Genomic DNA, 20,657 nt, shown 5'->3' with positions numbered 1-20,657 from the left:
TCTTAGCGGAGGGGGCGGTTGCGGCTGAAGAGAAGATAAAGCGCGCGGGGGTTGGTGGTCAAATAGCGCCAGAACAGACGGCGTGGCTCCAGCAAGGTGCGCCAGGCCCATTCGAGGCCGATTTTTTGCATCCATTGCGGCGCGCGGGAACGGCTCCCCGACAAAAAGTTGAACAGGCCGCCGGACGTCTTGATAACGCCAACATTGGTCAGATGCGGCGTGAATTCCTTCACGAATGCCTGCTCGTTGGGCACGCCGAGCGCGACCCACAGATAGTCCGGCGCCAGCGCGTTGATCTCCTCGATTTTGGCACGTAGCGCCTCGCCGCGCAGATAGCCATGGCTGCGCCCGACGATCTTGAGGCGTGGATACATCTTCAGGACGTTTGCGACCGCAGCGGCGTTCTCGGCCTCGCTTGCCCCAAACATGTAGAAAGTGCGGCCGACTGCTTCCGCCTTGCGCGCGACGACGTGGAACAGGTCCGTGGTCGCAACGCGCTCCGGCAGCGGGAACCAGGATTGCAGCTTCGAGGCCGCGACCAGCGGCTGACCATCGGCGTTGATCAGGTCGGCGGCGCGGAACAGGCGCTCGGTCTGCGGCTCGGTCGAGCAGCGCGCCAGCACCTCGCCATTGGCCGAGGTCAGGAACAGCGGGCGGCCGATGCGATTGTCAGGATCGGTCGCCTCGATCATGAAATCGGCGGTGGCTTCCAGATCGAGCGCGGCCATGCGAAGCCCGCCGACGGTGATCCGCGGCACGTCGGCAGTCGCCGCCCGTCCCTCGAGGTTGACGCGACGCTCAAGCATATTGTTTGCCTCGCTGGCGCGTTTGGATTGCAGGGGTGAGCTCGTCGAGCACGACGCCGACGAGCTTGCGCTCGGCGGGGCCGAGCGCAGTCAGGATCTCTTCCAGGCTGTCGTTGACGTCGAGGCAGGTCGGCAGCACGGCCACCAGCGAATCGATGTCGTCGAGCAGCTTGCGGCCGCCGGCCGCGAGCGGCATCGCCGGGCCGTCGAGGATCACGAGGTCATAGCCGCTCGCGGCGCGCGCCTGCGCAATGGCCTTGCGGATGGCGTCGGCAGCCTTCCCGGCGTCGCCCTCCGCGGCCGGCAGCACCGAGATGCCGTTGACCGTCTTGATCTCGCGTGCGTCCTTGCTGCCGATCGAGAGCCAGCCGAGCCGGCTCGGCTCGCTCTTGCCGGGACGGATCACCTTGTTCGAGAGCACGCGGGCCTGATGGTCGGCATCGATCATCAGCACGCGGGCGCCGTCGCGTGCAGCCGCCAGTGCGAAATTCAGCGCGGTTACGCTACGCCCGCTCGTCTTGCCGGCCCCGACGAGCGCGACGACCGGCATCGCCCTGCCGCCGGAGCGCCGCGCCACTGCGGCGCGCATGTCGCGCCAGGCGTTGAGCAGCGTCGTCAGGGGAAAACCGGGACGGAGCGTCGGCCAGCCCAGCCGTGTGAGATCGACGCCTCCGCCGGTAGCGAGGATGGCGCCGAGCGTGTGGATGACGTCGGCCTCCTGGAAGCGTGCGATCAGCGGCTTTTCGATCAGGGGCTTTTCGACCATCGCGGGCTGGAGCGGGGGAGCGGCAAGCTCCAGCGGAATCCGTTCAACATCCGGAGAGGCCGGCTGAGGCGGCGAAGCCTCCGAAGGGCGCGCGCGCTGCGGAACCCGTGTTGTATCCGGCGCCGATGTGCGCTGTGGGCGGGCTGACGTGGGCGCCGTTGCGATCGCGCCGGCGAACAGCAACTCAGCCGCGACGAACCAGCCCGATGCAGCGATGGCGCCGAACACGAAGCCGATCATGGCGAACAGGCTCATAGCTGGCGGGAACGAGCGCCGCTGCGGCACTGTCGCTTCACCTATGACACGGGCCGCCGAAGTGTTCAGACTCTCCTGCTCCTCGGTCTCGCGGGAGCGCTTGAGAAAGGATTGATAGACGTCGCGGCTGGCATCGGCTTCGCGTTCGAGCTCGCGCAGGCGCACGGCGGCCTGGCTGAGCTGGACGCTCTGTCGCTTCTGCGCTTCCAGCGCCCGGTTGAGCGAAGCCTCGAAATCGCGGGCGCGCGTCAAATCGTTCTTGGCGGACTGCGCGAAGCGGTCGATCTCTTCGTTGATGGTGCGCTTGAGGTCCTCGACCTGCTTCTCGGTCTGACGCAGTGCCGGATGGCGCGGCCCGAGCTCGCCGGCTTGCTCCGCATATTTCTTGCGGGCATCGGCATATTGCGCGCGCAGATTCGCGATCGTCGGCGATTGCAGCGCCTCCGGAATAGCGCCGGCATCGGCAGCGGTACGGCGACTCGCCTCGATCTGGTCGAGCCGCGCCTGCGCATCCATCGTGGCCGCCCGGGCCGCGGAAAGCCGCTGGTTGCTGGCGGAAAGCTGTTGGTCGCTGATCAGCGCATCCTGGGTGCCGACGAAATTATTCTGGGCCTTGTAGGTGGCGAGCGCGGTCTCGGCGTTGCGCAGCCGATCGCGCAGCTCCTTCAGGCGGCTGGATAGATCGTTGGTGGCGCGCCGCGCGGCCGAAGCCTGCGAGTTGCGGGATTCGGCGAGGTAAGCATTGGTCAGCGTGTTGGCCAGCATCGCGGCTTTCGCGGGGTCTGTCGACCAGACCTCGACGTCGACGATGAAGCTCTTCTCAGTCTTGCGGATCGCGATGTGCCTGCTCAGTGCCTCGAGCGCCGCGAGCTGCACTTCCTTCGTCTCCGCGGCCGAAGGCGCGCGGGGGTGCAGGCCGATCAGGCCGAGCAGCGACGACATCAGGCTCGTGCCATCGCCGCCACCGAATTCCGGATCCTTGTCGAGGCCGGCCTGCTGGATCACCTGGAGCAATACGCTGTTGGACGTGATGAGGCGCGCCTGGCTCTCCACCACCATGGACATGCCGGAGACGTCCTGCGCGCGCGGCGTGAGTTCGCGGTCCACGAGCTGAAGCTCGCGCGGATCGACGTAGAGCTGAGCGGTGGCGGTGTAGCGGGGCGTCACGCTCTTGCCGATGCTGACTGCAAGCGTCGCGCCGAGCAGGGCGGCCGCGGTGATCGCTACCTTTCGCCGCCAGAGCAGATTGGCAAGCTCCAGCACGTTGAAGCCGGCCCGAGGCTTCCGTTGCGAGGCCTCCGGTCCGGCCCGGTCGATCGGCTGGTTATAGTCAAGCATGATCCCCAGCTTTCATTCCAGCTGCTGCCGCGGGCTGAGGGGTTACTCTTCGCTTTACGCCACGCACCCGGGATATAGGTGCCCAATCCACGCAACAGGGAAAATTAACCATACTCATTGAGGGACTATTCACCGAAATGGCAAACAAAGCGTTTAAGCGCATCCCACTCTTTGCTGCGTCGCCGTGACGCCCGGATCCTCTGGAGATTAACGGTTCGTTAACGAGCGCAGCGGGCCTGCCAAGCGCCGTTCGTTCCGCGAACAGCTGCACGCGCATGGCTGTCAGCGCTTCCGCAGGATGACGTGATAGTCGCCGCGGCGGACGTCGGTGCCGCGCGGGAGCACGGCGTTCAGCACCGCGGCGCCGGCATCGACCAGGGCCGCAAACAGCGGCTTGCGCCGTCGCATCTCGGGATAGCGCGGACTTTCGACTTCACGACGATAGATCGTCTCGAGGCCATTGGCGGCTGCGAATGCTTCGAGCCTGGGCAGCGTCACCAGCGGATGGAAGAAGGTCGGGAACGGCGGCTCGCCGGGCAGGCCGGCGTCCTTGATGCCGCGGATGTGCCGGTAGAACCAGACGTGAAACCAGTGCGGCGAATATTTGGTGACGATTCCGGAGAGCGAGCGCGGATTGGGCGCGCCGATCAGGATCATGCCGCCGCGCTTGAGCGCGTCACGGAAGTTCAGGAGCGCAGCGTCGACGTTCGGCAGATGCTCGATCACATTGTAGCAGATCACCAGATCGAAGGTCCGGCGGCCGAAGCGGTAGGTCTGGACGTCGCCGAGGATCGCCTCGTCGGCGTAGATGTTTTTGCGGACCTGGTCCTCGTCGATGTCGACGACGGTGACTTTGCTGCGGCTCAGCAATTCTGGCGGCAGGACGCTGCACGAGCCGCCGCCGGCTTCATAAATGGCGAGCCGGCCCTGCGGCAGCTCGCGGCACAGCACCTCATGAACGGCGAGCAGGCTGTCGCGAGCTTCGCCGTGGACGAGATCATGAAGCGCCTCGGTACCTGTCGCGGCCTCGGGGATTTGGATCGCCGTGGCTGTCGCGAAATTGATCGTGGCTGGCTTGTTCATGGTTTCTGACCGCGCTTGTTCTATTCAAATTTACAGGAAAAAACGCGCTTGCCCGAAGAGCAAATCCGATGCCGCACGGTCTCACCGGTCGCAGTGCTTACGGTCGGGTTAATGCGCATGCGCATTAACTACAGCATTGTCCATATTGCGGCCTCGTCGGCGCATGGACCGCCAGTTGCAGTATCACGCCCGGCAGATGTGGCGGCGATGTGCCGCTCGGCAGCCGTCTGTTTTGGGACGCATCTGTCCCGCGGCGATGTGTCGTCGTGGGATGCGTGATCGAAGCAGGGCTTTTTCAATATATCTCGGACATCTAGATCGTCATGACATTGATCCCGACAGACCTGTCCACCATGCGCATCGCGGATGCCGTGCGCGATCCCAACCGGGAGATCGCGGTGAGCTCTGCGGTCATCGACCTGTCCGTCGGCATCGTCGTCTGCATTCCCTGCTTTCGCCGCCCGCAGCACCTTCGGCTGACGCTGGAATCTCTGGCGAACCAGCGCACCTCGCGTTGCTTTGCCGTCGTCATGGTCGAGAACGATGCCGCGCGGCGCGAAAGCGCGCCGGTTGCCGCAGAGTTTCTGGCCGCCGGCAGGCTCCAGGGCGTTTGCCTGATCGAGAAACGGCAGGGGAACTGCCAGGCGATCAATGCTGCGTTCGAGACGGCGCAGGAGCTGTTTCCCGCCGCGACCCGTTTCCTGATGATCGACGACGACGAGATCGCTTCGCCCGACTGGCTCGAGCTGATGGTCCGCACTGCGGAGGCGACCGGAGCCGACGTGGTCGGCGGTCCGGTGCTGCCGGTCTTCGACGACGACAGCAAGCCCTGGCTTTCGCGTCATCCCGCTTTCCGTCCCGCCTACGACTACAGCGGTGCGGTGCCGCTGATTTACGGCTGCGGCAACTGTCTGATCACACGCGCCGCCTTCGAAAGGTTCGATCGTCCCGCGTTCGACCTGCGCTTCAATTTTCTCGGCGGCGGTGATTGTGATTTCTTCGTGCGGTGCCGTGACGCCGGTATGCTGTTCCACTGGACGGCGGAGGCCGTCATCACCGAGACCGTGCCGCGCAGCCGCACCAGCATCGGCTGGATCGCAAAGCGCGGCCTGCGCATCGGTGCGATCAATTATCGCGTGCAGTACAAGGCCGCGCAAAGCGCGGCGGCGCGGGCGCGGGTGTTTGCGCAGATGCTTGGACGGCTGCCGCTGTCGCTGGCTCGTGCCGCAGCCTTGTTGACCTCGTCGAAAGCCGTCGTCGCGATGCATCCCGTGATGGTTGCGCTTGGCGCCGCCTTGGCGGCCTTCGGGCTCGAGCCGAAGCCCTATGAGGCCTCGAAGATCGCGTCTTGATGCGGCGGCGACGGACTAGATGCCGAAACGGGCGAGGGCGACCCGGATTGCGGAGCGTGGCAGCGATTTGAGCGACCGCCGGCCGATCATCGCGAGATAGGCGAAGGCTTGGCGATGTCTGCCGAAGCGAATCGCTTGCATCGCCGAATAGGTGACGAGATGAATCTCGGCAGCCCGGCGCAACCCACGCGCCGCGCCCTCGGGGAGTCTCGCCAGGATCAACCCGTCATCGAAGATACGTGCGACCGCCGGCAAGAAATCCTGCGGGGTTCGCGCCGCCGCGTTCATCGTATTGGCCGTGTGCAGGCGATAATCCAGCAGAAGCTTTGGCGCGAATTCGAACTCGCCGATCGCGGCAAGCCGGCACCAGCAATGCCAGTCTTCGCAATATCTGAGAGAGACGTCGAAACCGCCGATGGCGCGGAAAGCCTCCGCACGGGTGAGCACGACGCCACCGTTGACGATGAAGTTCCCGGCCGTGAGCCGCACCAGCACGTCGCCGGATGGTTTGCGGCGTCCCTTCAGCAGGTCGCGCCGGCCGATCTGCCGCCCCTCGCTGTCGATCGTGTTGTAGTCGCCGTAGACGAGAACCGCGCGCGGAGCACCGCGCGCTGCCGAAAGCAGCGCCGCCACCGCGCCGGGGCGCAGGCGGTCGTCGGCATCGAGGAAGAGCAGCCACTCACCGTTCGCATGCCGGGCCCCGAGATTGCGCGCCGCCGAGACGCCTGCGGAATCGTTGTGGATGAAGCGCAGCCGCGAGTCACGCACGTCCCGGACGATCGCAATGGTTTCGTCGGTCGAGCCGTCGTCCACGACGATCACCTCGGTCACCTCGCGTTGCGCCAGTGCGCTGGCGAGGGTTTCGCCGACATAGGCTGCAGCGTTCTTGGCGGGAATCACGACGGACACCGAATTGGCGGCGCCGATCTGAAGCGGGAGGCGCGCTGGCGCTGCCGCGCGGGAGGCGGCCGGCAGTTCGAGAACGTCTTCGGCGGTGATCAAGCTACGGCTCGCCTGTAATGATCTGTTAACCGGGACCTGTCTGCCGCACTGGCAACGCTGGCGATCGCAAGCCCGGCATCCCGCGGATGATACCCGCATTGTGGTCAACCCATTGCCGGGAAGGCCTGTGCGCCGCCTGGTTTCGTAGAATAGCGTTAAGCCACTGGCATTAAGCCTGTGGCAAATTTGGAAGAGTGCGACAGGCGTCCCCATGCGACAATGCGCTTGGCTGCCGCGGATGGATCCAGTGCCCGCAAAGACGTTCGAACACGACCCCGATGCGATGATCCTGAACCTCTTTTATGAGGACAAGGACGATCGTTGGTTTCCCGGCGACCGGCACCTGCGGCGCATGGCTCGCCGGTTGCTGCTCGGCGAACCGCGCATGAGCGGCCAGCTCCGCGTGTTTCTCAATCTCTGTGCCGGACTCGACCGGCTCGGCATCCGCTACCGCGTCAACGACTACGGTCATATCGCCGAGCATCCCGACGAGCTCGCCTGCATCATCGGCCGGACCTTCCTGCTCGACAAGTTCGCGTGGAAGAATCCGATCCTGCTCGGCGTTGCCGCCCACAATCATCCGCTCGACGACCCCGATCTGTTCAAGCGTCTGCCGGTGAAGAAGGTCGTGGTGCCCGGCCCCTGGTACGTCGATATGTACCGGCCGCATTGGCCCGATACGGAGGCCTGGCCCGTCGGCATCGACACGGACCTCTGGGCGCCGTCGAAGCAATCGCAAAAGGCCGTCGATGTGCTGATCTACGACAAGGTCCACTGGGACCGCGAGCGCTATGCGCAGGAGATGATCGAGCCCATCCGCGCCCGGCTGCTCAAGGACGGTCGCTCGCTCACCGAGCTGCGCTATGGCAGCTACAAGGAAGCGGACTATCAGGGCGCGCTGGCGCGTTCGCGGGCGATGATCTTTCTGTGCCAGAGCGAGAGCCAGGGCATCGCCTATCAGCAGGCCTTGTCCAGCGGCGTGCCGGTGTTTGCCTGGGATCCGGGCGGGCCTTGGCGCGACCCCGATTACTATCCGCACCGGGTGAGGTTCGCGCCGGTGTCGTCGGTGCCGTATTGGGACGAACGCTGCGGTGCCAAGTTCACCGACATCGCGGGGTTCGAGGCGGGTTGGGAAAGGTTCTGGGCCGGGTGCGCCGCGGGCGACTTCGATCCGCGCGGTTACATCCTGGACAATCTCACGCTGGAGCAACGGGCGCTGCAATACTACGAGATCGCGCTGAGCATCATGCGCGAGCCCGCGGCGTCGCAGACCTCCGCCGGGCCCGCTGATAGACGCTCGGAAGAGTCGAACCATGACCGGAAGCTGCACCGGCGTCACGAAATGTCTTGAGTCATGGACCGCAGCGCCGCAGACATGACCAACATCGAGGCCCGATCGTTGGGCCATGTCCTGCGCGACCGCCTTGCGGGGCTCAATGCCGTACAGGCGGCGCGCTGCCTCGTCGCGGTCGGAGCGCTGCTGCTGGTCCTGGTGACGCTCGATCCATTCCCGGACCTGCGCAATCCCGACGTCACCACCATCGTCGGCGGACGAATGGCGCTGACCTATATCTCCTGGGGCCTCCTGGCTGCGGTCGCGGTGCTGTGTGTCGCCGCCTCGGATGCACCCGCGCTGAAGAGCCTGCTGACGCCGCTTCATCTTTGTCTTCTGGGCTGGCTGGTGATCAATATCGTCTTCTCCGAGAGTCGCGGCGTTTCGATCCAGCGATTCGTGCTTGCGGCCAGCGTGACGTCGCTCGCCGTCGTGTTGCCGTTGCTGCCGCCGACCCAGCGCAGCTTCAACCTTTGCCTGGGGGCCGCCGCGCTCGTGCTGCTCGCGCTTTGTTATCTCGGCGTCTTCCTCGCGCCGCAATATTCAATCCACACGGCCCTCGACGTCACCGAGCCGCACCTTGCCGGCGACTGGCGCGGCAGCTTTGGCCACAAGAACATCGCCTCGGCCGTGATGACCATCCTGGTCTATGTCGGCATCTACCTGTCCGCCGTGGGCTCGTTCGTGATGGGACCCGCGATCGCCGTGCTGGCCGGCACATTCCTGATCTTCACCGGCGGCAAGACGTCGTCGGTGCTGTGCCTTGCGATCTACGCTCTCGCCTCGCTGGTCTATGTCACGCCAGGCCTGTGGCTGAAGCGAATCATCTGCTTCGTGCCGCTGGTTGCGATGAACCTGTTGACGGTCGGCAGTGTCCTCAGCCCGGCGCTCGGGGCGATGACGCGGCTGCTTCCGCTCGATCCCACCTTCACCGGACGGTCCGCGATATGGGAGTTCGCGCTTGCGGCCGTGGCCGAGAAGCCGATCATCGGTCACGGCTATGCAGCGTTCTGGGACGACGTAAGTGCGCGGCAGACCACCCAAGGCGCCGAATGGGCGACGTCCGCGGCGCACAGCCACAACAGCTATCTCGATCTCGCGGTCACCATCGGCCTGCCGGGATTGATGCTCGTGATCCTCGTGTTCGTGCTCGCCCCGCTCGCCAATTTCCAGACGGCCCAGGCTCACAGCCGCAGTGGCGCATTGGCCAAGCTGTTCCTGACGGTGTGGCTGTTCGGCCTGTACTACGGCGCCACCGAGACCTTCCTGCTCGAACGGCAGAATCCAATCTGGTTCATGTTCGCCCTAGCCGTGGCCGGCCTGCACTTCCTGGCGAGGTTCCAATGCGTCGAGCAGATCGAATAACGCTGAGCAACGACGTTGCTTGTAGTCTGCAACGAAACATAGTCCATCTGGAAACATTCAGTAATCGTATGCCCTGCGGATGACGTTTCTCAGCGTCGAGCAATATGACGGCCAGGTGTCCAGCACGTCGGGAATCGCAGTCGATTTCCTCCGTGACTGGCAGCACGCGGCCTCGCGCCTGAACGCCGGGTACCGCACCGCGTTCCAGCATGTTGACTGGCTCGGCGCCTGGTACGAGGCGTTTCACGACGTCGCTCCGCTGATCGCCGTGATCTCCGATTTCGCCACGGGCAGGGATATCGCGGTTGTGCCGATGATCAGCCATGTCAGGCGCGGCATCCGGATTGTCGAATTCGCGGATCTCGGCGTCTCCGACAACAACGCGCCGATCCTGGCGCTCGATGCCGCGTTGGACGCGGGGGCGACGGATGCGATCACCAGGGCGCTGATCGGCGCGTTGCGCGCGCTGCCCGACCGTTTCGATCTGCTCCGCCTGAAGAAGATGCCGGCCGAGGTCGGCGGCAAGCCGAATCCGCTGGTGTCGCTCGGCCGGATCGGCTCCTCCTCGCTCAATGGCAATCTCGTGTTGATGGGCGATGACTATGACGACTATCAGGCCTCGATCAAGCGGCTGCAGATGCGGCGCTGCTGGCGGGTCCTCAGCCGTCATCCAGGTGCGCGGTTCGAGGTCGCCGCGGATGTCGCGCGTGCGCATGAGCTGCTGGATGTGATGGATGTCCAGCAACAGGCGCGCATGCAAAAGCTCGGCTCGCCGTTCGTTCTCAACGACGAGACTCATGCGAGATTCTATCGCGAGGTCGTCCGCCAAGGCCTTGCGAAAGGCTATGCCGTGGTCTCGGCGCTGGTGTGCGACGCAGGCGTCGTCGGCACCGCGCTCGGCGTCAAGCATGGCGCGACCTATTTCCTGCTGCGTATCAGTCACGCCGGCGATGCATGGTCGAGCTGTTCGCCGGGTCTTCTCGTCACCGAGCGCACCATGGCGGCGCTGCATGCGCAAGGCGTGCGCCGGTTCGATCTCAGCATCGGCAATCAAGCCTACAAGCGCCGCTTCGGCGCCGAGCGGGTGCCGCTGACCGATGCGAGCGTCGCGTTGTCCTGGCGCGGTCTGCCCTACGCCTGGCGCGATCATGCCGCGCAGGGCTTGCGCCGCTATCCTAGGCTTGCCTCCCTCGCGGCGAAGGCGATGGGCAAGCCGGCGCGATAGAACGTGCCGCAGCGTGCGGCGTTTTCATCGTCCAAGCAGACCTCACGAGCCAGTGCAACTGGCGCAGCGAAACCGGCCGCGCGAGGCGCGGAATAGGCTGCGGCAATACCAGCGCCGCGCCAGCGCCTGTGCAGGCTTGCGGATCATCTGCGCGATCAACAAGAGTTCGAAGGCCATTCGTATCGTTCTTTGTCGAAAATCCCGATAGGAGATGGGGCGGCATTCCCGAATGAGAATGCCGCCCCCGTCGCATCAGCCATGCAGCTCAGCCATGAAGTTTCTTGGCGGTCTCCGCGATCTGGCGGCCCTGGTAGCGCGCGCCGGCGAGCTCGTTGGCGCTGGGCTGGCGGCTGCCGTCGCCGCCGGTGATCGTGGTGGCGCCGTAGGGCGCACCGCCCGTGATCTCGTCGAGCTTCATCTGGCCGGCAAAGCCGTAGTTCATGCCGACCACCACCATGCCGAAATGCAGGAGGTTGGTGATGATCGAGAACAACGTGGTCTCCTGGCCGCCGTGCTGGGTCGCGCTGGAGGTGAAGGCGCCGCCGACCTTGCCGTGCAATGCGCCCTTGGCCCAGAGCCCGCCGGCCTGGTCGAGGAAGTTCGCCATCTGCGAGGACATGCGGCCGAAGCGCGTGCCGGTGCCCACGATGATCGCGTCGTAATTGGCGAGGTCCTCGATCTTGGCGACCGGCGCGGCTTGATCGAGCTTGTAATGCGAGGCTTTCGCGACTTCGGCCGGCACCAGCTCGGGCACGCGCTTGATGTCGACGGTGGCGCCCGCCTCGCGTGCGCCTTCGGCGACGGCCTTGGCCATCGCCTCGATGTGGCCATAGGCGGAATAATAGAGGACGAGAACTTTGGTCATGATGGTCTCCGTTCGGTGATGAGTGAGTCCTTTTCAGTGTCGTTGCCGGGCTTGACCCGGCAACCCATCGCTCTTTGAAAAGGTCCTTGCGAAGGCGATGGATGCCCGGCTCAAGGCCGGGCATGACGAGTTCGTGTGTGCGCTAAGCCGCGTCGACGAGCACGAGCTCGGAGTCTTCCAGCGCCGTGATCTTCAGCCTCGCCTCATCGCGGATCGCGGCGCCGTCGCGGGCATTGACGCGGATGCCATTGATCTCGACGGAACCAGCCGCCGGCACGAGGTAGAGATGCCGCGATTTCTGCGGCTCGTACTCCGCGCTCTCGCCCGCCTTCAGCGTGGTGGCGAGCACCCGCGCGTCGGCGCGGATCGGCAATGCGTCCGTATCATCCTCGAAGCCGCTCGCGATGGTGACGAGCTTGCCGGAGCGGTCCGCCTTCGGGAACGGCTTCGAGCCCCAGGTCGGCTGTCCGCCGCGCTCGGTCGGCTCGATCCAAATCTGGAAGATCCGCGTCCTGGTCGGCTCCAGATTGTACTCGGAATGGCGGATGCCGCTGCCGGCGCTCATCACCTGCACGTCGCCGGCTTCAGTCCGGCCCTCGTTGCCGAGGCTGTCCTGATGGGTGATCGCACCTTCACGAACATAGGTGATGATCTCCATGTTGGCGTGGGGATGGGCGGGAAAGCCGGTGTTCGGCGCGATCTCGTCGTCGTTCCACACCCGCAAGGCGCCGTGGCCCATATTGTTCGGATCATAGTGGCTGGCGAAGGAGAAATGATGCTTGGCCTTGAGCCAGCCGTGATCGGCGCCGCCGAGCTTTGCGAAAGGTCTGAGTTCGATCATCTGTGCAATTCCTTGGCTTGAAAGGGTGGCGGTTCGGATCAGGCACCGAACCCGCCGTCGACATTGAGCACCGTGCCGGTGACGAAGGAGGCTTCCGGACTTGCGAGGAACACGACGCCGGCGGCGACTTCCTCGGGGCGGCCGAAGCGCTGCAGCGCGTGCTGCTTGCGCTGGGCCTCGGCGAACTCGCCGCCGTCCTTCGGATTCATGTCGGTGTCGATCGAGCCGGGCTGCACCACGTTCACCGTGATCCCGCGCGGGCCGAGGTCGCGCGCCGCGCCCTTGGTGTAACCGACCACGGCCGCTTTGGTGGCGACGTAGTCGGCAAGACCCGGGAACGAGGCGCGGTCGGCGAGCATCGAGCCGACAGTGACGATCCGGCCGCCTTCACCCATCAATTGCGAGGCGGCGCGGATCGCCGCGATCACACCGTGCACGTTGATGGCGTCCTGACGGGCAAGCGCGTCCACGTCGGCCTTGGGATCGTCGATCGCCCCGCCGGCGGCGACGCCGGCATTGTTGACGAGGATGTCGAGATGGCCGAATTCCCTGGCGACATCGTTGACGAGCTGTGTCACGTCCTTCGCGGAGGCCTGGTCGGCCTTGAAGGCACGCGCCTTGACGCCCTTCGCCTTCAATTCAGCAACGACGGCCTCCGCCTTGTCGGGCGAGGCGACATAGCTGATGGCGACATCCGCGCCTGCATCGGCGAGCGCGCGGGCGGAGGCTGCGCCGATGCCGCGCGAGCCGCCGGTGACGAGGGCAACCTTGCCGGAGAGCTTCTTGGTCATTGGATTTCTCCATGTCCTGAATTTCTGATGGGCCTTGGATAAGCCTTCGTCTGTGGTATAGAAATAGAAACTGTTGAAACTCATTGTTTCCTTGATTGCCCTACATGGACCGGCACCGATGGCAAAGCTCCCAGACTTCGAAGCGCTCGCGATCTTCGCAAAAGTCGTGGAATTACGGTCATTTGCGGGGGCCGCTAGCGAGCTCCTCATGTCCAAGGCCACGGTATCCAAGGCGGTCACGCGGCTGGAAGAGCGGCTCGGCGCGCGGCTGTTTAACCGCACCTCGCGCCGACTCGCGCTGACCGATGCCGGCCACAAGCTGGCCGAACGCGCGACGCGCCTTTTGGCCGACGGCGAGGCCGCCGAGAACGAAGCGCTGGCGCAGTCGATGGCGCCGCGCGGCCTGGTGCGGCTCGCCGTTCCCATGACGTTCGGCATCAAGGCCGTGGCGCCGCTGCTGCCCGAATTTTTCGAGACCTATCCGGAGGTGTCGGTCGATCTGCATTTGAGCGATGCGACCGTCGACCTGATCGGCGAGGGTTTCGACATGGCGGTGCGGATCGCGCGGCTACCGGACTCATCGCTGATCGCACGGCGGCTCTTCACCATGCCGCGCTACACGGTCGCCGCGCCGTCATATCTGAAGCGTTACGGCAGGCCGACGCATCCAATGCATCTCGCCCAGCACAAATGCTTCAGCTACGCCTATCTCTCCACGCCCAACGTCTGGCACTACACCAACTCGGCCGGCGAGCAGGCGAGCGTGCGCCCGGGCGGCCAGCTGCGCGTCAACAACGGCGAAGCCGTGATGCCGGCGCTGATCGCGGGCCTCGGCATCGCCGAGCTGCCCGAGTTCATCGTCGGCGAGGCGATCTCGTCCGGCGAGGTCGAAGTCATCCTGAAGGACTGGAAGCAGGCCGAAGGCGCCGTGCATCTGGTGACGCCGCCCGGCGGCCCGCGCCCCGCGCGCGTGGAAGCGCTCGGCGATTTTCTCGCAGCGAAGCTGCCGGGCACGTGCAAGCGACGGACGCGCGGCAGGGCTAGGGCGTTGTAGGACGACCGGCCTCAACGCCCCGTCGCGCAGGCCGCGGCCGATAGCACGCGCCTGATCGCGGCGGTGAAGAGGATCGATAAGATGGAGTAGGTTCCAACTGCGTTTTTCACATTTTGTTGTTGGTCCAGAACAAGCTCGCGTCTCGTTGATTGAAGACAATTCGAGAGACGTGAGAAGGATCTGGACATGCGAACAGAGCGGATCGCGCTAGGTGTGGCGCTCGCGGTGGGCGGCGTCTTGGCGCAGAGCGCTGCGTCCGCCCAGGAATATCGCGGGACCATGGAGCAGCAGATGGCCTGCACGCCCGATGTGTGGCGGCTGTGCAGCGATCAGATTCCGGACGTGAACCGTATCGTGGCCTGCTTGCAACAGAACACGCCGCAGCTCTCGAGCGGGTGCCGCGCGGTGTTCCAGTCGAACAATCAGGGTCAGCCGCGGCAGCCAGTCCCGCGCAACCGCATCGTGCCTCCGCCGCGCTACAACACCGCGCCGCCCGCGTACCCGCGTTACGACGAGGACGACTAGAACTGGCTATAGCGCGCGAAAGCTATAGCGCGAACCAAATGAGGCTCGATCGCTGCGACGGCGGAGGTGCGCTCCCTCTCCCGCTTGCGGTCGCTTGCGGGAGAGGGTTGGGGAGAGGGTGCTTCCGCGATGGGACCGGCCGAGAGGAGAAAGCCTCACCCGCGCCGGAGCCTGTCGTCCGGGGCGACTCGATGGGCGCGATCTCTCCCGCGGAAATGGATCCAGCCTGAAGCTATTCCGCCTCAGCTTCGATGCTCACAGACGTCGATCCATTCAGCCCCGGTCAGCTCGGCCATCCGCTCGGGAGCAATGCGCACCGCGCTGTGGGTCGAGCCCGCGGCTGGCACGACGATGTCGAATGCCTTCAGTGACACGTCGCAATAGACCGGCAGCGGTGACTTCAGCCCGAACGGGCAGACGCCGCCAACCTCGTGCCCGGTGATGTCGGCGACTTCCTCCAGGCCCAGCATCTTCGGCTTGCCGCCGAACTGCGCCTTCACCTTCTTGTTGTCCATGCGTGAGGTGCCGGCGGCGACGATCAGGATCACGCGCTCGCCGATCCGCAACGACAGCGTCTTGGCGATCCGTCCCGGCTCGACGCCATAGGCTTCGGCCGCCAGCGCCACGGTCGCGGAGCTGATCGGGGATTCGATGACGGAGATGTCGGGGGCTTTCTCGGCGAAGAAGGCGCGAACGGATTCCAGGCTCATTCCGGGTAGCTCATTGCAATCTCACAGGCGGTCGGCGACCCGTTAAGCGATTTTCGGCAGCTCGGAGAGTGCGCGGATACGATGATCCGGCGCGAAGCCGAGCTCGTCCATCTGGGTGCGGATCGCTCTAAACAGGGTGAGCGGTGCCACGAGTTCGTTCTCGACGCAAGCCAGCGCCATCGCTTCCGGCGTCACCCGCTCGATCCAGGCAACCTTCAATCCGAACGATTTCGCCCCGGCGGCGTCCCAGGGATTGGAGGAGACGAACAGAACCTCATCAGGCGCAGTGCCGAGCACCTCGCCGATCAGCTCATAGGCCTGCGGGCTCGGCTTGAAGACCTTCTTCGCGTCGATGCTGATGGTGGCATCGAGCAAGGCATCGAGGCCGGAATTGCGCACGAGCGCATCGAGCATGTCCGGGTCGCCGTTGGAGAGGATGGCGAGCTTGCGCGGTTTCAGGGCCGCAAGCGTTTCCGCCGCGTCAGGATAGAGATCGAGATGCAGATACTTCTCGATCACGCGCTCGAACGTCTCGTTCTCGTAGGCCAGCCCGAGCACGCGCAGCGTATAGGCGAGGGAATCGCGGGTGACGACGGCAAAGTCCTGGTAGCGCTGCATCAGCGAGCGCAGCCAGGTGTATTCGAGCTGCTTGATGCGCCAGACCTGCGTGATGATCTCGCCGTAGCCGGGAAACGCATCCTCGGTGACGTCAGCGACCGACTGGATGTCGTAGAGCGTTCCGTAGGCGTCGAAGACGACGGCGTTGATGCTCATTGGCTGTCCTTCCGGGCCGTTGAGGTTCGCAACAACTCCGCTTGGGGAGTAAGCATCATCGTCAGCTTACCAGAGCAAAGCGGAAGTCTGCCACTGCAAGCGCGACCGGCGGCTTGCGACGACGAGCGGACGCTGCCGAAGCGTGAACACGTGAGGCGTTCAATTCGGGAGAGGCGCACTAAAATCTAGTGAGGACCAGATACGCTGCGGTTGCACAAAGCAAGAACGACGACATATGCGCCACGTGTGCGGCCGTAAAACCAAAGTATCGGAGAAGCGATTTGCCCTACTAGGAGCCGCGGGTATCCCAACAAAATACGAGACAGAGAACATCACTACGGGCAGACCTGGACGAACAGCATCGCAAGCTAGCCGGTCGGCTGATGTCCTCGCCGCGTCCAGCCCTCCCGCTCGGCGAACACCCGGCTGACCTCCGCCATGTGCTCCGTGCCCCACGTGCAGAGCGGCACCAGCGCCTCGGCCAGGCTGAGGCCTAACGTGGTGAGGCTATAGTCCACCCGCGGCGGCACCTCCTTGTAGTCCGTCCGCTTCACCAGTCCATCGGCCTCCAGCTCCTTGAGCTGCTGGATCAGCATCTTGTCGCTGACATCGCGCACGGATCGTCGAAGCTCGCCGTAGCGGGTCGGCCCGCCCTGGGCGAGGAAGTACAGGATCAGCGGCTTCCACTTGCCAGAGACGACCCGCAAGGTCGCGTCTAAGCCGCACGTGAAGCCGGGCAGATTTGGCGTGCAGTTCTGGACAGGAAGTGGAGGCCGCGCAGGCAGAGAGGTCGGGTCTGACATTTTTGGGCACTTACCAAAAGGTGCATACTTGTCGTTAGGTGGGTACGCCGCCAGCTCAGTGCAACCTCAATGAAGGAGCACATCATGAGCAGACTACAAGGCAAGACGGCGGTGGTGACCGGCGGCGGAAGCGGCATCGGACTCGGAGCCGCCAAGCGGTTCGTCGACGAAGGCGCGTTCGTCTACCTCTTCGGGCGGCGGCAGGAGCCGCTCGATGCCGCCGTTGCGCAGCTAGGACCCTCGGCGCGCGCAGTCAGGGGCTCGGTGACGGATCTGTCCGACCTCGATCGGCTGTATGCCGCCGTCAGGGACGAACGAGGCAGCGTCGACGTTCTCTTCGCCAATGCCGGGACCGGAGCCTTTGCACCGCTCGGCCAGATCACGCCCGAGCATTACGATCAGATCTTCGACGTCAATGTGAGGGGGTTGGTGTTCACCGTGCAGAAAGCCCTGCCGCTGATGCGCAAGGGATCGTCGATCATCCTGACCGGATCGAGCACGGGCGTGATGGGGACGCCGCAGTTCAGCATCTATAGCGCGACCAAGGCGGCGATCCGCAATCTGGCGCGCAGCTGGGCGCTCGACCTGCGCGGCACGGGCATCCGCGTCAACGTGCTGTCACCGGGGCCAACTAAAACGGAGCTGGCGTTGGAGGTTGTGGGCGAGGAAGCGTTCGATGCGCTTGGCAGCTCCACGCCGATCGGGCGTGTGGGCGATCCCTCTGAGACAGGGGCCGTGGCCGCGTTCCTGGCGTCCTCGGATAGCAGCTACATGACCGGCGGCGAGATCTTCGTCGATGGAGGCCTGGCGCAAGTCTGAGACTTTGAGCGCGAGGGCTTCGGTCATCCGAAGCCCTCGATGCGCGGCGATGATGGGGACGCGCCTAGATCCCCAGCAGCTTGCGCGCGTTCGCCTTCAACACCTTCGGCCGGATTTCGTCGCGGATGTCGATCTTGGCAAAATCCGACAGCCAGCGGTCCGGCGTGATCACCGGCCAGTCCGAGCCGAACAGCATCTTGTCCTGCAGGATCGAGTTGATGTAGCGCACCAGGATCGGCGGGAAATACTTTGGCGACCAGCCCGAGAGGTCGATGTAGACGTTCGGCTTGTGAGTCGCGACCGACAGCGCCTCTTCCTGCCAGGGGAAGGACGGGTGGGCGAGGATGATCTTGAGGTCGGGGAAATCGGCCGCGACGTCGTCCATGTACATCGGGTTGGAATATTTCAGCCGCATGCCCATGCCGCCCGGCATGCCCGAGCCGACGCCGGTCTGGCCGGTGTGGAACAGCGCGATCGCACCGCCATTGTTGATCTCTTCATAGAGCGGATAGGCCATGCGGTCGTTGGCGTAGAAGCCCTGCATGGTCGGGTGGAATTTGAAGCCGCGGACGCCGTATTCCTCGATCAGCTTGCGCGCCTCGCGCGCCCCGAGCTTGCCCTTGTGCGGATCGATCGAGACGAAGGGGATGAGGACGTCGAGATGTTCGGAGGCGACCTCCAGCATCTCGTAATTGTTGTAGCGGCGGAAGCCGGTCTCGCGCTCGGCATCGACAGGGAAGATCACGGCCGCGATGTTCTTGGAGCGGTAATAGGCCGCGGTCTCGGGCACGGTCGGCGGATGCTTGTTCGGCGACTTGAAGTATTCCGCCATCTGCGCCTGGAAATCGTCATAGCCGTCGTCGGGATGGCAGCCGCAGGGCTCCTCGGCATGGGTGTGGATGTCGATGGCGACGACATCGTCGATATTGGGCAGCTTCAGCTTCGGCATTGGTTTCCTCCCGACGGGTTGCCAAATTGATTATATGATATAACGAATTTGGCAAGGTGTCGTCGAAGCCCCTTGAGATCATGGCGATAAAATTGGGCCGATCCGGCCGCTTCTACTGTGCATGGGGTTGTTTTCACCATTTTGCTGGGCCGGAACCGGGCGGTTAACATTGACATCACCGCCTGCCATGCCTTAAGAACCGCCCCGTCCCGGGCGGTCGGTCCGCCGGCGGGAAAGATCTCATTTTGCCACATTCGCGCGTGCCGAAACGGTAGTGCCGAACACGGCCTTTCGAACGTTCAGGATTCTGCCATGAAGGTCCGTAACTCGCTGAAATCGCTGCGCGGTCGCCATCGCGCCAACCGCCTGGTCCGCCGCAAGGGCCGGGTCTATGTGATCAACAAGGTGCAGCGCCGCTTCAAGGCGCGCCAGGGCTGATATCGCCCTGCCGGGCGCTCGCGTGCCCGCAAGACCACGGCCTCACACGAGTTTGACGCCGCCTTTGCTTTGCAAGGGCGGCTTTGAGCGTTTAGACTTTCGCCATGGCAGTCAGATTCCCTTTCGCGTGCTCCCTGTGTCTGGCCCTTGTGCTGGGAACTGCCGGCCTCGCTCCGGCCTCGGCGCAGCAGGTTGAGCCGCCGGCCAAGCAGAAGAAGCTGCCTGAAGCGCCTGCAAAGCTGCCCAAGGTCGATCGCAGCAAGAATCTCGATTTCCTGTTCGGCGCGCTGAAGGCGGCCCCCGATGAGGCCAGCGCCAAGCATGTCGAGGCGCGGATCTGGGCGATCTGGCTCCAGACCCCGAGCGACACGGCAGCGCTCCTGATGTCCCGCGCCAAGACCGCAGTCGACGCGAAGAAGATCGACGTCGCGATCAAGCTCCTGGATTCGGTCATCAAGCTCAGGCCTGATTACATCGAGGCCTGGAACCGCCGTGCGACGCTCTATTACATGCAGAACGATTATGGCCGCTCCCTCGCGGACATCCAGCAAGTGCTGATCCGGGAGCCGCGCCATTTCGGCGCGCTCGCCGGCCTCGGCATGATCATGCAGGAGGTCGGCGACGATAAGCGCGCGCTCGATGCCTACCGCAAGGCGCTCGCCGTCAATCCGCACCTCGAGAAGATTCCAGATCAGGTCAAGGCGCTGACCGAGAAGGTCGAAGGCCGCGACATCTAGCTATAACTCGATCATTTCTTGAGCGATCGCCGCCGGCGTGGATTAACCACGATCGCAGGCGTTGCACCGCGAGGACTATTGCGAGGCCCGTTACAGGCCTACCTGCATGGCAGGAGCGAAAGCCATGAAGGGTTTGGTGGTCGCAGCTGTATTGCTGCTCGCGTCGGGGACGGTGAGCTTCGCCGACGAACTGTTCTGGGTGGTCGGCAACCGCGCCACCGGCAAATGCACCATCGTGACCAGCAATCCGGTCATCATCGGCGACATCTGGTTCGGCGACGGTCCCTACAAGTCCAAGACCGATGCCAAGCTTGCCCGTTCGACGATCCGCGCTTGCCCCGCAGTCACGCCCGACGAAGAAAAGGAAGAGGACGGGACGGACTAACCTGCGCTCAATGCAGGACGTTGCTGCCGCGCTCGACGAGGCTGCGGTCGGCGGCTGCGGCGTAAGCCTTTGCAAGCTCGGTCTCGAGGTGCTCGTTGATCAGGAGCAGCGCCCGCACGGCACCGCGCAGATCGCCGTTGCAGCTCGCGACGATTTCGTCGATCGCAGTGTCGTTTGATCTGAAGTTCATTGGAATTCTCCGGTTCAAATCAGGACAAATCCTGCCGGTCTTTCCCGCATCGCCCGAAGTTGCGAGGAGGATCGGCGCCCACCCGCGCCTAGATGGCCGAACCGACCATGGCGATTATATGGAAGCAGCGATGACGCCTGCATGAAGCTGTTCCGGGGCTTGCGTACGCTCTCGGATCGTTGTTGATTTTATTGAGTTTTTTGGTTCGGCAATTGTACACATATCCACAGCCCGGCAGTTTCGGTGGAGGC

General features: G+C 64.3%; 23 protein-coding genes. 10 read left to right on the top strand and 13 right to left on the bottom strand.

Going from position 1 to position 20,657, the window contains the following annotated elements; genetic code table 11:
- Positions 1–2 precede the first annotated feature (2 nt).
- From P6U28_RS28010 to P6U28_RS28000, 3 genes are all read right to left on the bottom strand, one after another.
- Positions 3–806 (bottom strand): WecB/TagA/CpsF family glycosyltransferase, encoded by an 804-nt coding sequence (locus P6U28_RS28010; protein ID WP_122400909.1) that lies wholly within the window; start codon positions 804–806, stop codon positions 3–5.
- Positions 799–3,165: an exopolysaccharide transport family protein gene (locus tag P6U28_RS28005; protein ID WP_129142623.1), complete on the bottom strand. Its 2,367-nt coding sequence runs from the start codon at positions 3,163–3,165 to the stop codon at positions 799–801. The genes P6U28_RS28010 and P6U28_RS28005 overlap by 8 nt, the downstream gene beginning before the upstream one ends.
- A 282-nt stretch (positions 3,166–3,447) precedes the next feature.
- Positions 3,448–4,248 (bottom strand): class I SAM-dependent methyltransferase, encoded by an 801-nt coding sequence (locus P6U28_RS28000; RefSeq protein WP_407120282.1) that lies wholly within the window; start codon positions 4,246–4,248, stop codon positions 3,448–3,450.
- 323 nt (positions 4,249–4,571) lie between these two features.
- Between P6U28_RS28000 and P6U28_RS27995 the strand changes: the two genes are divergently transcribed.
- The gene (locus P6U28_RS27995; RefSeq protein WP_407120281.1) at positions 4,572–5,600 is read left to right on the top strand and encodes a glycosyltransferase family 2 protein; all 1,029 of its coding nucleotides are present in this window, start codon (positions 4,572–4,574) and stop codon (positions 5,598–5,600) included.
- A 15-nt stretch (positions 5,601–5,615) separates the two neighbouring features.
- Here the strand turns inward: P6U28_RS27995 and P6U28_RS27990 are convergent, their stop codons facing one another.
- Positions 5,616–6,602, bottom strand: a complete 987-nt coding sequence (locus P6U28_RS27990) for a glycosyltransferase (protein ID WP_164936769.1) — start codon at positions 6,600–6,602, stop codon at positions 5,616–5,618.
- 247 nt (positions 6,603–6,849) lie between these two features.
- On the opposite strand from P6U28_RS27990, the gene P6U28_RS27985 reads away from it, so the two are divergent.
- The 3 genes from P6U28_RS27985 to P6U28_RS27975 all read left to right on the top strand — a co-directional run bounded on the left by P6U28_RS27985 (position 6,850) and on the right by P6U28_RS27975 (position 10,525).
- Positions 6,850–7,953, top strand: coding sequence for a glycosyltransferase (locus P6U28_RS27985; protein ID WP_129142620.1), 1,104 nt, complete (start codon positions 6,850–6,852; stop codon positions 7,951–7,953).
- A 3-nt stretch (positions 7,954–7,956) separates the two neighbouring features.
- The gene (locus tag P6U28_RS27980) at positions 7,957–9,300 is read left to right on the top strand and encodes an O-antigen ligase family protein (protein WP_407120280.1); all 1,344 of its coding nucleotides are present in this window, start codon (positions 7,957–7,959) and stop codon (positions 9,298–9,300) included.
- A 79-nt stretch (positions 9,301–9,379) separates the two neighbouring features.
- Positions 9,380–10,525 carry a GNAT family N-acetyltransferase gene (locus P6U28_RS27975; RefSeq protein ID WP_407120279.1) on the top strand — a complete coding sequence of 382 codons (1,146 nt, stop codon included), beginning with the start codon at positions 9,380–9,382 and terminating at the stop codon, positions 10,523–10,525.
- Positions 10,526–10,567: 42 nt separating this feature from the next.
- Here P6U28_RS27975 and P6U28_RS27970 read toward each other — a convergent pair whose 3' ends face one another.
- From P6U28_RS27970 to P6U28_RS27955, 4 genes are all read right to left on the bottom strand, one after another.
- Positions 10,568–10,702 (bottom strand): hypothetical protein, encoded by a 135-nt coding sequence (locus tag P6U28_RS27970; protein ID WP_283809935.1) that lies wholly within the window; start codon positions 10,700–10,702, stop codon positions 10,568–10,570.
- 88 nt (positions 10,703–10,790) lie between these two features.
- On the bottom strand, positions 10,791–11,390 hold the full coding sequence (gene wrbA / locus P6U28_RS27965) for an NAD(P)H:quinone oxidoreductase (protein ID WP_122400915.1): 600 nt from the start codon (positions 11,388–11,390) through the stop codon (positions 10,791–10,793).
- A 142-nt stretch (positions 11,391–11,532) separates the two neighbouring features.
- Entirely contained in the window at positions 11,533–12,231 is a 699-nt protein-coding gene (locus P6U28_RS27960; RefSeq protein ID WP_122400916.1) for a pirin family protein, read from the bottom strand.
- A gap of 38 nt (positions 12,232–12,269) precedes the next feature.
- Positions 12,270–13,022 (bottom strand): SDR family NAD(P)-dependent oxidoreductase, encoded by a 753-nt coding sequence (locus tag P6U28_RS27955; protein WP_407120278.1) that lies wholly within the window; start codon positions 13,020–13,022, stop codon positions 12,270–12,272.
- Positions 13,023–13,140: 118 nt separating this feature from the next.
- Here P6U28_RS27955 and P6U28_RS27950 point away from each other — a divergent pair, with 118 nt between their 5' ends.
- On the top strand, positions 13,141–14,076 hold the full coding sequence (locus P6U28_RS27950) for a LysR family transcriptional regulator (RefSeq protein ID WP_122400918.1): 936 nt from the start codon (positions 13,141–13,143) through the stop codon (positions 14,074–14,076).
- A 186-nt stretch (positions 14,077–14,262) separates the two neighbouring features.
- Positions 14,263–14,601 (top strand): hypothetical protein, encoded by a 339-nt coding sequence (locus P6U28_RS27945; protein WP_122400919.1) that lies wholly within the window; start codon positions 14,263–14,265, stop codon positions 14,599–14,601.
- Positions 14,602–14,843: 242 nt separating this feature from the next.
- Here P6U28_RS27945 and P6U28_RS27940 read toward each other — a convergent pair whose 3' ends face one another.
- The 3 genes from P6U28_RS27940 to P6U28_RS27930 all read right to left on the bottom strand — a co-directional run bounded on the left by P6U28_RS27940 (position 14,844) and on the right by P6U28_RS27930 (position 16,792).
- The gene (locus P6U28_RS27940) at positions 14,844–15,311 is read right to left on the bottom strand and encodes a YbaK/EbsC family protein (RefSeq protein WP_122400920.1); all 468 of its coding nucleotides are present in this window, start codon (positions 15,309–15,311) and stop codon (positions 14,844–14,846) included.
- Positions 15,312–15,353: 42 nt separating this feature from the next.
- On the bottom strand, positions 15,354–16,085 hold the full coding sequence (locus P6U28_RS27935) for a haloacid dehalogenase type II (protein ID WP_122400921.1): 732 nt from the start codon (positions 16,083–16,085) through the stop codon (positions 15,354–15,356).
- Positions 16,086–16,453: 368 nt separating this feature from the next.
- Positions 16,454–16,792, bottom strand: a complete 339-nt coding sequence (locus P6U28_RS27930; protein WP_376707267.1) for a winged helix-turn-helix transcriptional regulator — start codon at positions 16,790–16,792, stop codon at positions 16,454–16,456.
- A 180-nt stretch (positions 16,793–16,972) separates the two neighbouring features.
- Between P6U28_RS27930 and P6U28_RS27925 the strand changes: the two genes are divergently transcribed.
- Positions 16,973–17,707: an SDR family NAD(P)-dependent oxidoreductase gene (locus tag P6U28_RS27925; RefSeq protein WP_162500111.1), complete on the top strand. Its 735-nt coding sequence runs from the start codon at positions 16,973–16,975 to the stop codon at positions 17,705–17,707.
- 64 nt (positions 17,708–17,771) lie between these two features.
- On the opposite strand, the gene P6U28_RS27920 is transcribed toward P6U28_RS27925, so the two are convergent.
- Entirely contained in the window at positions 17,772–18,656 is an 885-nt protein-coding gene (locus P6U28_RS27920; RefSeq protein WP_028180449.1) for an amidohydrolase family protein, read from the bottom strand.
- A gap of 312 nt (positions 18,657–18,968) precedes the next feature.
- On the opposite strand from P6U28_RS27920, the gene ykgO reads away from it, so the two are divergent.
- From ykgO to P6U28_RS27905, 3 genes are all read left to right on the top strand, one after another.
- Entirely contained in the window at positions 18,969–19,094 is a 126-nt protein-coding gene (ykgO, locus tag P6U28_RS27915) for a type B 50S ribosomal protein L36 (RefSeq protein WP_006611362.1), read from the top strand.
- A gap of 104 nt (positions 19,095–19,198) precedes the next feature.
- Positions 19,199–19,831: a tetratricopeptide repeat protein gene (locus P6U28_RS27910; protein WP_122400923.1), complete on the top strand. Its 633-nt coding sequence runs from the start codon at positions 19,199–19,201 to the stop codon at positions 19,829–19,831.
- 124 nt (positions 19,832–19,955) lie between these two features.
- Complete coding sequence (locus P6U28_RS27905; protein ID WP_129142614.1) at positions 19,956–20,216, top strand: hypothetical protein; 261 nt, start codon at positions 19,956–19,958, stop codon at positions 20,214–20,216.
- A gap of 7 nt (positions 20,217–20,223) precedes the next feature.
- On the opposite strand, the gene P6U28_RS27900 is transcribed toward P6U28_RS27905, so the two are convergent.
- A complete protein-coding gene (locus P6U28_RS27900; protein ID WP_122400925.1) occupies positions 20,224–20,406 on the bottom strand; it encodes a hypothetical protein in 183 nt (60 codons plus the stop codon).
- Between the last annotated feature and the right edge of the window lie 251 nt (positions 20,407–20,657).

The sequence above is a fragment of the Bradyrhizobium sp. STM 3561 genome (assembly GCF_045571455.1).
Taxonomy (GTDB): Bacteria; Pseudomonadota; Alphaproteobacteria; order Rhizobiales; family Xanthobacteraceae; genus Bradyrhizobium; species Bradyrhizobium vignae.
The sequence above is the reverse complement of the archived record's forward strand: the minus strand, read 5'-3'. Positions and strand labels throughout refer to the sequence as shown.

What these genes read in the sequence shown, in the direction of transcription:
- ykgO (WP_006611362.1), top strand. Translation starts at nt 18,969, where the DNA reads ATGAAGGTCCGTAACTCGCTGAAATCGCTGCGCGGTCGCCATCGCGCC.
- P6U28_RS27940 (WP_122400920.1), bottom strand. Translation starts at nt 15,311, where the DNA reads ATGAGCCTGGAATCCGTTCGCGCCTTCTTCGCCGAGAAAGCCCCCGAC.
- wrbA (WP_122400915.1), bottom strand. Translation starts at nt 11,390, where the DNA reads ATGACCAAAGTTCTCGTCCTCTATTATTCCGCCTATGGCCACATCGAG.
- P6U28_RS27935 (WP_122400921.1), bottom strand. Translation starts at nt 16,085, where the DNA reads ATGAGCATCAACGCCGTCGTCTTCGACGCCTACGGAACGCTCTACGAC.
- P6U28_RS27910 (WP_122400923.1), top strand. Translation starts at nt 19,199, where the DNA reads ATGGCAGTCAGATTCCCTTTCGCGTGCTCCCTGTGTCTGGCCCTTGTG.
- P6U28_RS27905 (WP_129142614.1), top strand. Translation starts at nt 19,956, where the DNA reads ATGAAGGGTTTGGTGGTCGCAGCTGTATTGCTGCTCGCGTCGGGGACG.
- P6U28_RS27945 (WP_122400919.1), top strand. Translation starts at nt 14,263, where the DNA reads ATGCGAACAGAGCGGATCGCGCTAGGTGTGGCGCTCGCGGTGGGCGGC.
- P6U28_RS28005 (WP_129142623.1), bottom strand. Translation starts at nt 3,165, where the DNA reads ATGCTTGACTATAACCAGCCGATCGACCGGGCCGGACCGGAGGCCTCG.
- P6U28_RS27900 (WP_122400925.1), bottom strand. Translation starts at nt 20,406, where the DNA reads ATGAACTTCAGATCAAACGACACTGCGATCGACGAAATCGTCGCGAGC.
- P6U28_RS27960 (WP_122400916.1), bottom strand. Translation starts at nt 12,231, where the DNA reads ATGATCGAACTCAGACCTTTCGCAAAGCTCGGCGGCGCCGATCACGGC.
- P6U28_RS27925 (WP_162500111.1), top strand. Translation starts at nt 16,973, where the DNA reads ATGAGCAGACTACAAGGCAAGACGGCGGTGGTGACCGGCGGCGGAAGC.
- P6U28_RS27995 (WP_407120281.1), top strand. Translation starts at nt 4,572, where the DNA reads ATGACATTGATCCCGACAGACCTGTCCACCATGCGCATCGCGGATGCC.
- P6U28_RS27975 (WP_407120279.1), top strand. Translation starts at nt 9,380, where the DNA reads ATGACGTTTCTCAGCGTCGAGCAATATGACGGCCAGGTGTCCAGCACG.
- P6U28_RS27955 (WP_407120278.1), bottom strand. Translation starts at nt 13,022, where the DNA reads ATGACCAAGAAGCTCTCCGGCAAGGTTGCCCTCGTCACCGGCGGCTCG.
- P6U28_RS27920 (WP_028180449.1), bottom strand. Translation starts at nt 18,656, where the DNA reads ATGCCGAAGCTGAAGCTGCCCAATATCGACGATGTCGTCGCCATCGAC.
- P6U28_RS28000 (WP_407120282.1), bottom strand. Translation starts at nt 4,248, where the DNA reads ATGAACAAGCCAGCCACGATCAATTTCGCGACAGCCACGGCGATCCAA.
- P6U28_RS27980 (WP_407120280.1), top strand. Translation starts at nt 7,957, where the DNA reads ATGGACCGCAGCGCCGCAGACATGACCAACATCGAGGCCCGATCGTTG.
- P6U28_RS27970 (WP_283809935.1), bottom strand. Translation starts at nt 10,702, where the DNA reads ATGGCCTTCGAACTCTTGTTGATCGCGCAGATGATCCGCAAGCCTGCA.
- P6U28_RS28010 (WP_122400909.1), bottom strand. Translation starts at nt 806, where the DNA reads ATGCTTGAGCGTCGCGTCAACCTCGAGGGACGGGCGGCGACTGCCGAC.
- P6U28_RS27950 (WP_122400918.1), top strand. Translation starts at nt 13,141, where the DNA reads ATGGCAAAGCTCCCAGACTTCGAAGCGCTCGCGATCTTCGCAAAAGTC.